Annotated in this window: 17 protein-coding genes; all 17 read right to left on the minus strand. The window is 43.0% G+C overall.

The annotated features are described in order from the left end of the window. Positions 1 to 9: 9 nt before the first annotated feature. Positions 10 to 912, minus strand: coding sequence for a conjugative transposon protein TraN (gene traN / locus BUA97_RS07675; RefSeq protein ID WP_072997280.1), 903 nt, complete (start codon positions 910 to 912; stop codon positions 10 to 12). 25 nt (positions 913 to 937) lie between these two features. Further along, positions 938 to 2275, minus strand: a complete 1338-nt coding sequence (gene traM, locus BUA97_RS07680; RefSeq protein WP_072997281.1) for a conjugative transposon protein TraM — start codon at positions 2273 to 2275, stop codon at positions 938 to 940. Beyond that, positions 2262 to 2549, minus strand: coding sequence for a nitrogen regulatory IIA protein (locus BUA97_RS07685; RefSeq protein ID WP_072997282.1), 288 nt, complete (start codon positions 2547 to 2549; stop codon positions 2262 to 2264). The genes traM and BUA97_RS07685 overlap by 14 nt, the downstream gene beginning before the upstream one ends. A gap of 19 nt (positions 2550 to 2568) precedes the next feature. Next, positions 2569 to 3000: a hypothetical protein gene (locus BUA97_RS07690; protein WP_072997283.1), complete on the minus strand. Its 432-nt coding sequence runs from the start codon at positions 2998 to 3000 to the stop codon at positions 2569 to 2571. Between the two features lie 11 nt (positions 3001 to 3011). Further along, a complete protein-coding gene (traK, locus tag BUA97_RS07695) occupies positions 3012 to 3635 on the minus strand; it encodes a conjugative transposon protein TraK (protein WP_002979441.1) in 624 nt (207 codons plus the stop codon). A gap of 24 nt (positions 3636 to 3659) precedes the next feature. Continuing rightward, the gene (gene traJ / locus BUA97_RS07700) at positions 3660 to 4655 is read right to left on the minus strand and encodes a conjugative transposon protein TraJ (RefSeq protein ID WP_072997284.1); all 996 of its coding nucleotides are present in this window, start codon (positions 4653 to 4655) and stop codon (positions 3660 to 3662) included. A gap of 2 nt (positions 4656 to 4657) precedes the next feature. After that, positions 4658 to 5272: a DUF4141 domain-containing protein gene (locus BUA97_RS07705; protein ID WP_394332928.1), complete on the minus strand. Its 615-nt coding sequence runs from the start codon at positions 5270 to 5272 to the stop codon at positions 4658 to 4660. A gap of 44 nt (positions 5273 to 5316) precedes the next feature. Then, entirely contained in the window at positions 5317 to 7818 is a 2502-nt protein-coding gene (locus tag BUA97_RS07710; RefSeq protein ID WP_072997286.1) for a TraG family conjugative transposon ATPase, read from the minus strand. Beyond that, positions 7815 to 8147 (minus strand): DUF4133 domain-containing protein, encoded by a 333-nt coding sequence (locus BUA97_RS07715; protein ID WP_072997287.1) that lies wholly within the window; start codon positions 8145 to 8147, stop codon positions 7815 to 7817. The genes BUA97_RS07710 and BUA97_RS07715 overlap by 4 nt, the downstream gene beginning before the upstream one ends. A gap of 11 nt (positions 8148 to 8158) precedes the next feature. Further along, positions 8159 to 8464, minus strand: coding sequence for a DUF4134 domain-containing protein (locus BUA97_RS07720; RefSeq protein WP_002979435.1), 306 nt, complete (start codon positions 8462 to 8464; stop codon positions 8159 to 8161). A gap of 199 nt (positions 8465 to 8663) precedes the next feature. Continuing rightward, the gene (locus tag BUA97_RS07725) at positions 8664 to 10328 is read right to left on the minus strand and encodes a hypothetical protein (RefSeq protein WP_072997288.1); all 1665 of its coding nucleotides are present in this window, start codon (positions 10326 to 10328) and stop codon (positions 8664 to 8666) included. Between the two features lie 13 nt (positions 10329 to 10341). Continuing rightward, complete coding sequence (locus BUA97_RS07730) at positions 10342 to 10659, minus strand: hypothetical protein (RefSeq protein WP_072997289.1); 318 nt, start codon at positions 10657 to 10659, stop codon at positions 10342 to 10344. A 53-nt stretch (positions 10660 to 10712) separates the two neighbouring features. After that, entirely contained in the window at positions 10713 to 11345 is a 633-nt protein-coding gene (locus BUA97_RS07735) for a conjugal transfer protein TraD (protein ID WP_072997290.1), read from the minus strand. A 2-nt stretch (positions 11346 to 11347) separates the two neighbouring features. Then, on the minus strand, positions 11348 to 11620 hold the full coding sequence (locus tag BUA97_RS07740; RefSeq protein ID WP_084081286.1) for a DUF3408 domain-containing protein: 273 nt from the start codon (positions 11618 to 11620) through the stop codon (positions 11348 to 11350). A gap of 11 nt (positions 11621 to 11631) precedes the next feature. Next, on the minus strand, positions 11632 to 12096 hold the full coding sequence (locus BUA97_RS07745; RefSeq protein ID WP_072997291.1) for a DUF3408 domain-containing protein: 465 nt from the start codon (positions 12094 to 12096) through the stop codon (positions 11632 to 11634). A gap of 4 nt (positions 12097 to 12100) precedes the next feature. Further along, a complete protein-coding gene (locus tag BUA97_RS07750) occupies positions 12101 to 12868 on the minus strand; it encodes a ParA family protein (RefSeq protein ID WP_072997292.1) in 768 nt (255 codons plus the stop codon). Positions 12869 to 12920: 52 nt separating this feature from the next. Beyond that, positions 12921 to 13112 (minus strand): hypothetical protein, encoded by a 192-nt coding sequence (locus BUA97_RS07755; RefSeq protein ID WP_139258272.1) that lies wholly within the window; start codon positions 13110 to 13112, stop codon positions 12921 to 12923. Positions 13113 to 13138: the final 26 nt, after the last annotated feature.

Consider the following 13138-nt stretch of genomic DNA (forward strand, 5'->3'; position numbering starts at 1 on the left):
AAAAGGTTATTAAAATTTCAGGTGCATATCGTTGATTACACGGGCATTGATTAAGTCCGAGTTTTCCACCTGAAGCGTTTGGTGTCGTCCGCCGTTTTTCTCGAAAATCTCAATCAATAAAACCTTATCATCGGCAATCGTGAATTTGTCTAAGAGAAAAACATTTTGCTCGGTAGATTTCCCGTTAATACCGTCCTCTAATGGCTTGTAGGTTCTTAGCGGTGTCAATGCCCGTTCCTGTACTACGGTACGCTTAGCGACCTTTTTATCCACGACCTTGAAATTGATAAAGTCTATATCAAACGGCACATTGCTTTTGTTCCTTAACTCCGTATGGAAATAGTATTTGCCATTGTGTATGTAAATCCCTTTCAGGATAAACTGAATACCGAAGCTCTTAGCCCCGATATGCTTCACGATACGCTTGTCCTTTTTGTAAATGGTTTCCAATAACAAGCCTGCCAGCGACGGAGAATTGTTTCCGAGTTCCTCGAAAAGCACATCATTACCGTTGGCTTTATCTACTGCCTTTTGCATCGTAAGCAGGTCATAGCTCAACGCATCGGGATAGGAACTGTAATACACGTCAAAGGAATAATAACGCCCGTCATTGGTAATGACCGAAAAATTGGTTTCGGTTTCAAAACTCCTTACGGCAGCTTTCACACGCAATACGTTTTCGGCATCTTCCGCCTTTCCTGCAATCAGGTATTCACTTCCTAAATCCACATACCGAATGGCTGTCGGGAAAATCAAATGCGAAGTTTTATCGTAGGTTACTTCCATTTTGTAGGGTTCTATCTTGCCCAATGCAAGCGGAGTTTTGATACTTACACTATCCTGTGCAAAAGATTGTACGGCAAAGCCGATAGTCAGGGCAACCGCCCAAAAGGTTTTAAAAAGATTTTTCATTTGTCTAAATATTTGAGTTATACAATTATTGTTTTGATACAAGGAATACTTGGTGTCCTGCCTTTAACGTGACTTTTGGAGTGCGTACTTTCTTGGCGAAATAGCCCGAAATTCCCTGCACCACGCCACGACTTAAATCGGCAGCTACCTGTTGCCCTGCATTTTGGGTAAGCATTACACTTGTTCCACCTGTCTGGCTCATATTGCCAGCCATTTCAGTTAAGGCATTCATTTCGGGAGAGTAAGGCACAAACAAACCTTGTTGTCCGTCCAAATCATAAATGGTAATATCTACGGGAATGATATTGCCCTCCAATTCGATAGAGGTAATTTTGAGTTGTAAACGCCCTCCCTGAAATTTCGCATTAGCCGTTACAATCGTTCCCTGTGGGATTGTACGGATTGGCGTTTTTGCAGGTTCTAACAACCTCAATCTTACGCCCGTTTCGCCAACTACGGTCTGTGCATCGTGAACGCAAGCTCTGATACTGTTTTTAGGTTGTGCCACTTGCTCCGAAGCACCAGCCGTATAAAATCCCCGATTTCGGGTTTCGCTCCAATCGGCTAAAAAGGCACTGTCCGTAGGCTCACGGTACAAAGCCGATACGGTATTCTTCCTTGCTGGAGTGAACGCCACAAAATGCTCCTTTTGATTTGCCCCCGTTGTTCCTGTTGCCGTACCGTTTGCAGGTGCATTTTCTGCGGAGCTTGCAGTCGTATTGGCAGGAAGATACTTCGCTGCCATTTCGTAGGATTTCTCCATAAGGGCAAGCTGGTCATCTACGGTTATAGGCTTAGGTACATTTTGCTCCGCTAATTGCTCTTTGAGGTCGTCCAACTGTTTGCGGAGTTCCATTGTTTCCGAATTGTCGTCCTGATAGAATGACCCCAATGTACTTTGCATATTGCGGTAGCTGTTCAATGCAGGATTACCCCCGTATCTTCCCGAATTTCGACCGCCACCGCCATAGCCTGAATTTTCTTCATCGGCAAATTCGTCTATCGGTTCTTCGTTGTCGTCCGTGTTCCAATAGTCCGAAAGCGTTGCTAACGCATTGCGTTTCTCTTGCTCTTTTTGTTCGAGCATTTCCTGTTCGTAAGCCTTGCCCTTATTGTCGGGCAATCCAGCTCCCGTAGCTTGCGGAACGGCATCGTTCAGACCAATGTTTTCGATTTCCTTTTTGTCTTCGGACGGTTTAAATATCAAATACATACAGCCCACGAAAACAATACCCATTAAGCCAAAAATCAAAGGCTTTTTCAATTTCTCCGTATTGTTCTTTTTTTCTTCGGGCAGATTTGATGCTCCGTTTTGGTCGTCCCCCTCTACGAGAAAACTGACCCTTTTTTCATTTTCTTTCATAAATCTGATTTTTTAAAATTGTTTTTAATGTGTCCTGCAATCTTGCAGGGCTTTCGTTCTGTTTCAGGACAGGGTTTTCGATATGGTCGATGTGCATATCGTTTTTTGACTGACTTGTGTCGTACCACACTTTTGCAACAACTCCTACAGTCATTAGCAGGTAGCCTACGAAAAGGTATAGCGTATATTGGTGCTGTTTGCGAACGGGCATTGCCCTCCAATTTTCGTCCAGCCTGTCAAAAAACCTGTCGATATTTTCCCTTAATTTTTTCATACTATTATTATTGGGGTTACTACATTTTAAACCCTCTTTTTCGGGGAGAAAACTGTTGCTTAGGTGTATCGAGGACTTTGGCAAGGGCTTCCTTTGCGGTCGGAACCGACCCCGTTGTCAGATTTGTCAGTTCCGATTTTTTCATTGAATGCCCGTAACGGTCTGTCCGCTCAATTTCCATTTTCCGCACATCGAATTTGCCGTTTTCGTGTGCTACCCATATATGGCAACTTACCTTTGGCTTGTCTTCGCCATTCCATTCGAGATAGGTCTGTATAGGCAATAAATCTGGGTACAATAGTTTGTCCGTACCATTCTTGCAAGCCTCTAAAAACCGATTGATGCTGTCTTTGATTTTGTCGGGATAATCAGCTTGTGTGAGAAAATACCCGTTATAACCTTTTTCAGTCAATGTTTTTGCGAATGTGTCTAAATCAAGTAGCTTATCCATATCCGTAAATTTTAGCGTTCAATGACTTCGATATCCCGATTTTCCACTACTGCAAACTTTTCGATATTAAATCCCTGTGGGTTATTGTCCGACCTTACAGAGTTTACCAAATAGCAGGAAGTAATCAGGTTACGGCGTGTTACGTTGCTTGACCGTATGATAAATTGTTTTGCATACGTCCGCACCGAATAGGGATAATTGTCGAAGTTGCACACGACACTATCAACCTCTATGCGTTGCTGTACGTTTCCTGAAATGATACGGGAGTAATAACCTTTCTCCGACAAGTCCTTGTAATAGTCAAAGGCACTTTTGTCGGCAAGGTTGAAAGCCCTTGCCATATTGCTCTCGATAGCATTTTTATCAGGGGCAAGCGTAAAAAACAGTTCGTGAAATCTCCGAACGTGTTCCCTTGCTTCCACAGGTCTGTTAATGCTCGCATCTTGCGACAAGGCAAGCATCAAAGATTTGCCATTGTCAAGGACATAGATTTTTTGGCGTTGCTCATTGGCGAAGCTGTACGATTTCCACACGGCAAATCCTACCACGCCAATACAGAGAACGGCAAACACTATCGCATACAGACGTATCTGTCTAAAGCTGTTTTCAATATTTCTAAGCGTTTTAAATTCCATTGTTAAATGATTATTCGTTTTACATTATTTTTTAAGTAGTTGCCCTCCGATATTTCCGGCAGCAGAACCAGCTCCGGCACTCGCAACGTTTCCGGCTTTCATAGCAGCTTGGTTTACATTACGGGTAAAGTTTCCTGCACCACCAGCCTGAATTACCCAGCCCGTTACGGTCGGAACAGTGAAGTAACCCACAATGCCGATAATCATAAAAATGATATACACGGTATTTCCCGTATCGGGTATGTAGGTCGGGTCAGCCAACATCTGTATATCCTTTTCTATAATCAGGGATTGGATTTTGGCAAGCATTGAGCTGAACAGGTCGGCGACGGGCAACCACAGGTAAACGCTCACATATCGGGTCAGCCATTGCGTCAGTGTGGACTGAAAACCGTCCCACACTGAAATCGCAAAGGCTATCGGCCCCAATATGCTCAATACGATTAGGAAGAATGTTCGTATCGTATCGACGACCAATGCAGCAGCTTGGAACAGCACTTCGAGCAGGTTGCGAAACCAATTCTTAATGGCTTGTTCGGTTTGGTAGGCGAACCTATCCATATACATACCCGACATTGTAACCAAATCAGACGGCGACCAGCCCAATTCTTCGAGCTTTGCGTCGAACTCCTCATTATCTACGAGGTATGCCGTTTCAGGATTGCGGAGCATTGCTTCCCGTTCGAGCAGGTCTTTTTGCTGTTGTAGCTCATTGAGGTCAAGCACCTGATTTTCGAGGATAGCGTGTGTACCCTGTACGACCGGACTTAGTACCGCATTGATTGTTCCCAATACGATAGTCGGAAAGAACATAATACAGATACCCAAAGCGAACGGACGAAGCAACGGGTACATATCAATAGGCTCGGCTCTACTCAATGCCTGCCATACTTTTATGGCTACATAGAACAAAGCACCCAAGCCGGCTACTCCTTTCGCCACTGCCGCCATATCGGCGGACAGTGGGAGCATCTCATCATACAATGAGCGTAGGACTTCGTGCAGATTTTGAAATTCCATAACTACCAATATTTTTGGTTAGGAGTTCCGTACAAGTCAAGCACTCGTTTGGTATTGTTCTGTTTCTTTGCTCTCAGGATACTGACAGAGATATTCTTATTCGTGTAGTATCTGACAAGGCTGTGGTATTCTTTGACCTCTTTGTACACACGGTCGATTATATCCATACGCTCCTTGTCATTTAGTGACAGGCTTGTAGAGGTTACAATCTGTTTCAGTTCCTTTAGTAGCTCGGTACTTTCATTCAGTAAAGCCGAATAACCGTTTGCGATTGCACTCAATTCCTGTGCGGAAAAATTCGGGTCATTCATCATTTTACCAAAATTCTGAACGTACATTTCCGAAACATCTCCGACCAGCAAAACAGTCTGTTGTACCTTACGGGCATCTTTCACAAGGTTGTTTACGGCTTTGAGCTTGTCGTAATATTCCTTACCCTGTTCGTACACACGCTTTACCTCGTTAAAGTTCTTTACCACATTACTCACGGTCGAGGAAGTCTGTACGATTTCGTTCGCAGAGTTGAGAATACCTGATGCTAAATTTGCAGGGTCAGTTACTACAAATTGAGCTTTCGCACTTGGGGCAACGGCAAACATTAGTGCCGTGATTGCCATTAAAAACATCTTTTTCATTGTCTTAAAATTTTGATTGTTAATTACTATTGATTTGCATTATCACGCCTTTGCATAGCGATATGCTTAATGGCGAGTTCTACATTACCGTCCAATTCGGAAGCGAGTTGCATCACTTCCATTTTTTCGGTTTCTTCGGTCGTATAGGCGAGGTATTCCTCCAAACTAACTTCCGTTGCGTACACTGCCGAGTGTGTTCCGCCCAATCCTATCCAAACCTCCTTATAAAGTCGGCTGGCATCGTTGTTCATATTGATAGATAGTACCTGTCCTTTCTCTTTGTCGGTTAGCCCCAGCATCGCCTGTATATCATCGAATTTGTTCATATACTTTCGCTGGTCGAGTAAGATTTTGCAGTCGGAGTTGTTGATGATACTTTCTTTCACAATCGGGGATTGTATAATATCATCTACCTCCTGCGTTACGACTATGGCTTCTCCGAAGAATTTGCGAACTGTCTTAAATAAATACTTTATGTATTCAGCCATTCCCTCTTTCGCAATCGCTTTCCAAGCCTCCTCAATCAGTATCAGTTTGCGAATACCTTTCAGCCTCCGCATTTTGTTAATAAAGACTTCCATAATGATAATCGTGACTATGGGAAAGAGGATTTTGTGGTCTTTGATTGCATCTATCTCGAATACGATAAACCGTTTGGATAAGAGGTCTAATTGCTTGTCCGAGTTCAGCAAATAGTCGTACTCTCCGCCACGATAGTAAGGCTCTAAAACGTTGAGGAAATTGGCAATATCAAAGTCTTTTTCCCTGACTTGCTTTTCTTCGAGTACCTTACGATAATCGCCTTTTACATACTCATAGAAACCGTTAAATGACGGGTAGGTATCGTCTTGTTTGATACGTTCGATGTAACCCGAAACAGCGTTGGAAAGTGCCACTTCTTCCGAACGGGTTGGCGGTTCATCATCACGTTTCCAAAGCGTGAGTATCAAAGTTTTTATACTCTCACGCTTCTCAATATCAAACACGCCGTCGTCCGTGTAGAAAGGATTAAAGGCAATCGGGTTGTCCTCCGTGTATGTGAAGTAAATACCGTCTTCTCCTTTGGTTTTTCCTTTAATCAGCTCACACAATCCCTGATAAGAATTACCCGTATCTACCAGCAGTACGTGCGCCCCTTGTTCAAAATATTGGCGTACTAAATGATTTGTGAAAAAGGATTTTCCCGAACCTGACGGCCCCAAAATGAATTTGTTGCGGTTCGTGATAATCCCCCGTTTCATTGGCAGGTCGGAAATATCCAAATGGATTGGTTTTCCTGTAAGCCTGTCAGCCATTTTAATCCCGAACGGAGAGGGCGAATTGTGGTAGTTGGTTTCCTCAGTGAAAAAACATAATGCAGGTTCAATGAATGTGTAAAAACTTTCCTCCGCAGGAAAGTCCCCAGCGTTGCCAGCCATTCCAGCCCAATACAGCGTTGCAACGTCCGTAGTATTGTGGCGTGGCTTACACTCCATTAATGCCAATGCACTACCGCAATCGTTTTTCAACTGTTTGAGTTCCGCAGGGTCTTCCGACCACGCCATTATGTTGAAATGTGCCCTTACAGAAGAAAGACCGAACGAATGTGCTTCGTTTAAATACTTCTCTATCCACTCCTTATTGATTTGGTTGGCTCTGGAGTACCGAGCCAAAGAGTGCATATTACGGGCAGATTTCTCAAACCTTTGCAGATTGTCCTCACTGTTATCCAAGAATAGGTATTGATTGTAAATGTGGTTACAGCTCAACAACAATCCTACGGGAGCAGCAAAGGACAGACGGCAGTCGCTTCTGTCTGTGGATAGCTTTTCGTATCGGGTATCAGCCGAAACGGTTGCTGGCAGGTCGTCCGTATCGGACAAAGTGTGCAAAGACAACCTTTTGTTTCCTACACGGACTTCTTCAGCACCTAAGCCAATATCCTGCATTGGTGTTCCAGCTTCTCTCGAAAGCGTGAGGTATTGTTCCAGCAATCCCTGTTGCTCATCCGTACCGATTATATCATCTTCGGTCAAACGTCGCAGGGTTATGAAACCGCTATCGTTCACGATACGCTCAAACTGTGCGACCGCTTCCATAAATCGGTGTATCGTTTCCTTATTGATTTCCTTTGGTATCAGCGTACCCTTGCAAAGCGAACTAAAGTTGCTTTGCATACGCATTCTGTTTTTGGTCGTCTTTGTCAGGAACAGATAGCAATAATGGTTCAGGAACGGTCGCTCGTTGAAATGGCGTTGATAGGACTTTGAAAGAAAACTTTGGTCTTCCTGTGCCAAATCAGGAGCGTAGCTCTCTTTGATATACCAATCCTGTTTGTGGATTACCGTAAAATCAGGTAAGGTCTTGATTGCCTTATGCCACGCTGAATGAATGGCTTCATATTCGGCAGAGGCTACGGTAAACAGTTCCGGCAAACGTACCTCAAAACAGGCGGTAATGTCTGCATCTTTGGAAAGAATGCAGTTGTTCTCTACTGCCAGCAAAGGAAACTTATTCTCCAATGTGGCTGTCTTAGCTACATTTCTCATACGGCTTTAGGTTTAGGAGTGAATTTTAAATACCTGCGTACAGGCTTGCGACAAATGATGTAGCGAGGGTGTCGTTTTCTTGCACCTACTTTCATCAATCCGTGTTCGCCGTATTTTTTGTTCAGCGAGAATGTTTGCCACACAATGAGCGAAGCACCGCCAGCTCCGAGGAACAGGCAGACGTAATTACTTACGCCAGCCATATACAATATCATCACGAAGATGAGCGTACCGAGCAGACCACCAGCGAATATGAAAAGATACTGTGCCTTTAAGCCCCTGAACTCGACCGTCCTGCCAATGCCTTTGTTAATATTGTAACTATTCATAAGGCAAGGGATTACAGGAAGAATGAACGTAAGATTGTAGCAGCTACAATCAGGAAGATACAAGCACCAAACCAACTCGCCGCAGTCTTGCTCGTATCGGGGTCGCCCGAACTAAATTTGTTATACACTTTCACACCCCCTATCAAGCCCACGACCGCACCAATCGCATAAATCAATTGGGTCGCTGGGTCAAAGTAGGACGTTACCATTTGGGTCGCTTCATTGATACCTGCCGACCCGTTTCCCTGTGCAAACGCACCAATTCCTGACAGCATCGCCACGGCTGCCAGCAAAACTTTTTTTCTCTGTTTTTCCATTTTTGAAAAAGATTAATTTGTTACTGTTATCCCGTACCTTACGGGCTTACGGCACAAATGTCTAATGGAAATGGAGGCAGTCTTTTAAAGTGGCAGTCAAAGGAAGTGTTTGGCGTTCAGTGGCTTTGTAGCGGTATATTGGAGCATAAAAAAACGCCAAACATTTACTGTTTGACGTCCCGATAATAATGTTGTTGATTTACATTTTACGCCCTATGCTTTTGTTTACCGCTTTAGTTTCCTGTGGCTTCGGGAGAATAGACGGCTTTTGTTCGGCTTTTACCGCTTGCTCTTTGTTCTGTTGTATGGTTTCGGCAAAACGGGTATGATGCCACGGTACTACCTTAGCTTCAGTATGCAGGTGTACGCCCACTTTTTTAAGCAAATCCGATTTGTTTTCGTGTAATCCTTTATAGTAGGTAATCGGGTCAAGAATACTTGAATGGGGTATTTTTACAACAATAAGGTCTTGGGGTATTTCCTTTACATTTAAACTAACTTCTTGAAACGTTCGTGTCTTTGTGTTGTAAGGGATAAAATACGCATCATCTTTTCGGGAGTAATAATATTTGATTTCGGGAAAGATGATACCCCGTGACCAAATATCATCTTTGGGTAGTAGCCTGTCATTACGCAAATCAACGGAAAATGGATGCCCTGCAATATCTATCGTAGGATGAATATAATTGTTGGCAATTTTATCAAATGCTTCCTGATTGACCATAAGATTAAAATCAGTCATTCCCAAAATTTTATCTTCGGGTATGTTATGCTTCTTTGCCATTCCTATCGGGTCGAGCTTCACGAAGTCGGGTATTTCTATTTTATTTGCACCTTTTTCAGCGAACGTGGTTACGTTCTTACTTTTTATACTGTACCAAAAGTCATAACCCTCTACCATTTTTTCGTCCATATCTCTAATGGAAATCACATTTTTCGGATTGTTTTTTTCACGCAGTTCCAACTGATTAACATCTACGATAAATTCCGTTCCTTTTATTTCGTAGGTCGGGAGAACTCGCTCTTTATCTGTGGGTATTCTGTATAGGTTTTCCTTTGGCGTATCGTATATATGCTTAAATTCATCTTTCGGCATTAGCTGTTCAGCTACGTTGCGTTTGATAATTTCTATCACATTGGTTTCTTCCCACGGCAGGGTACGTGCTTCGTAGTGTAGCGCAGGAAACTGTGAGCGAAAAAAAGAATTGCCGTGCTTTTTGTACCAGCCCACCACGTCTAATGTAGCCTGATGAGGGAATTGTACCATAATGGTATCTTTCGGTAGTTCGGTCATTTTAAATACATCATCTTGCTGAAACTCTCGTGTAGCAGGATTGTAAGGAATGACGTATGCACGCCTGTCACGGTCGTAGTAATCGCTTATTTCGGTAAAGCTGATGCCTTTCGATTTGAAGTCGTCCTTTGGGCGAAGTTTATCCATTAGTATATCCACGTAGAACGTATGACCTGCAATATCCAACGTTGGCAATATGCCTTTGTTCCAACGCAGGTCAAGAGGGCTGTTAGGTTCAATCCGAAGTTCAAAATCAATTTTGTTCTGTACTTCCGCTAAAGTAAGATTGTACTTTTCGGCTACTCTTTCGGGGTCTATTTTAATCAGCTCCGGTAATTTTACCTCTACCATATCTCCATTATAACCGTCGTCATCAAACAGTTCATCATTGGGGAAATTCTTTAGGTTCAAATCATAGTGAAATGAATAGCCATTGCCGAAACCACGTTCCTGCATTTGAGCGATGCTCATTACATTTTCGGGATTGGCTTTTTCCCTCAATTCGTCTTTCATTACATCAACAATAAAATCGGTTCCCTCTATGTTGATGATAGGCATTTCTTTTTCCATATTCTATACCGTTTTAGATTTTTCGTCCTTTGGTTCTTTGGGGTTTGGGAATGTCGGGCTTTACATTCTTTGTCTTTTCTTCCCGTAATTTAATCGACCAATCTATGTAGGCTTTAGCATCATCTATATTGTTCGGTACGGATTTTCTACGCCCTGATAGTTTACTGTCGTCAAGCCCGATAATAAACCCGTTATTGGGGAACTCGTCAGACTTATATACGATAATAACATTGTCAATATCTTTGCCGACAACATTCTCTTTGTGGCTTGCTATCGTATATCCCTTATATTCCTCGAATATATAATCAGGGTCATTTTTGGAACTAATCATATCTGTATCGCTTTGCTGAATTAACTATGGTATTAGATTTAGAAAAGGCGATTTTAAACAAAATCGCCAATATCAAAATCACTTAAATCACTTTTCCGCAAATTGGAAGAACTGTCTTCGGTATCAGTTGTAAGGGTGCTATCCAAAAGCTCGGCAATCTTTCGGGAAGCTCCCTCCATTGAACTTTCCAGCAGAGCAAATAATTCGGTTCCTTGTAATCTTTGAACTATATCAATCGCTGTTTCCTTTTGGGCTGGCTCTAATTTTTCTTTCTGAAGCAAGACCCCCACGTTGTTTAGTTCCTGAAAGGTAACCCCTTGGGCAAAACCGTCATCGCCTACGGAAGCTCTATACCTGTTCAATTCTACCTCCTCCGTCAAATCAGGTACACTACTGAATACTTCGTCCAGTTCTTCCTGCGGAATTTGAATATTGACTTCCTCGTACTTGTCATATTCGATGACCAAATTAGCAGGGTTAATCTCCGGTTCTGCAATTTGGCTTTCATTGGCACTGTTTGGCACTGATTGGCTTCTTACGGGCTTAGGATGCCCCATAATATCAGGTAGCTTCGGATTGACTTTTTCCTGTACAGGCTTTTTTTCCGACTTCCATTTAATAACAATCTTGTCCTGCAATAGCAGGGCAATGATTATCAGCAGGCATATTATTATTACTGTTTCCATAGCTAAAAATTTGGCTTTTTCGTTTTGTCGTACATTGCTCTCATTTCAGCCCCGTAATCGTCAAAATGGTGCTGGAGCAGATTGTATAAATAATCCGCAAGGGTCAGCTTGCCACCGCCGAGCATAAACACGAGCTGGCTTAGCTTCTGATGAAATTCTTTGCTGATATATACCGTTTTTCCATTCCGTGCCAAAAACTCCGTCGGCGTTAGGAACGTGGATTTGTATTGAGCCGTGCGTAACGCTTTTTTCGGCTTTTGCTTTTCATTTTTCATAATCAAATACTTTAAAAAATAGGTTTAAACTTCTCATTAAAATCATCGGTAATCGCTTTCTCAAACAATTCAAAATGATGCTCCAAAATATTGTCGAGATAAGCATACAGAGGTATCTTGTCATTTCCGATAACCTGTACAATACGGGATAACCGTTCGTGGTATTCCTGACGGATATAGATACTCTTGTCGCCTCGCTTTTCCATAGAGTGCGTACTCAAAAAACGTTCGCCATAGGTACTGTCATTTTTCTTGGCTCTCGTGGTGCGTTCCCTTTGTACGGGCTTCTCCTGTACCTGTTCCTTAGCTTCTGCCTTGCTTTCTTCTTGGGCAGGTTCTTTGGCAGGCTCAGGCTCTTTCGGAGGGTCGGCAGGAATATGTTGCATTCCCTCTTTGCGGACACCGCCAGCCATTAGCGACATTATATATTCTTCGTCTATCTCCGGTGCGTTTCTTTTTTTATTTCCTTTTTCCATAACATTACAATTCAACGGTTCTTAAAAATTCCTGTACAAACAAATCCAAATGGCAGGCAGTCATTAGCTTTGGGTCGGGAGGCAACAATGAGGAACGGAAAGCCGTTTTTTCCATTGCTTCGCCCTCTTTTCTGAAACGCTTGCTGTCCGTGATATAGGTCTTCATTAGTGAAAAGCCCATATCTGTAATGAATTTGCCGTACAAATCGTAGAGGTGCGATTTTTCACGCCTATCGACTTGGTTCCAAAACAGGCGAATACCTTTAATGTTGCTGTTTCCGATTTTCGGAATAATATCGGTTAATGCCTGTGTAAAGCTCAATGTACTTTCCACGACAACCCTGTCAGCAGTTATAGGCGAAAAGATATAATCCATACCCATAAGCGTTTGGAGTATTCCCGAGGAATTGACTGTGCCTGGCAAGTCAAAAAAAATGACTTCCAACGGGACAGTTGATGATTTGATTAAATCTTCGGCTACGCTCAATGCGGTTTCCGCTTTACATTGTGCAATCGTGTAGGCTTTCTTGTTAATGGTCATAAACTGTTTATGAGCCATTTTCTTAAAGCTCTCGTTTTCCCTTACGGTATTCAAATCCCGTTCACGCATTTTCAATAAACTGTGCTGTGGGTAATCACAATCCAAGACGGCTACATTATAGCCCATTCGGTAATAAAGCGTACTTGCTATAAGAGCAGTAAATGTACTTTTGCCGACACCGCCTTTCTGTGAAGAAAAGGCAATAAACAGAGGTTTCTTTGTTGTTTCCATATTTTAAAAATTTAAAGTTTCATTCCTTGCAGGCAGTCCTGCGGACAGTCCGTCAGGCGTTCCTGATTTCGCTCCGGCTTCCTTGCAGGATAGCCAGCAGTCTTGACTGAACTCCTGATTGCCTGCCTGCGATACGGCAGGACGGCAATCGTTCTTGTTTTCCGTCCGTCAGGAGAGCCGTCATTCTTGCGTTCCTGCATTCCTGCAATCTTGCATTCAGGAGGGCAAGCCTGATTGATTGCAAGCCGTCAGGCTATCACGCTTGCATTC

The organism is Epilithonimonas mollis, assembly GCF_900142325.1.
Taxonomy (GTDB): Bacteria; Bacteroidota; Bacteroidia; order Flavobacteriales; family Weeksellaceae; genus Epilithonimonas; species Epilithonimonas mollis.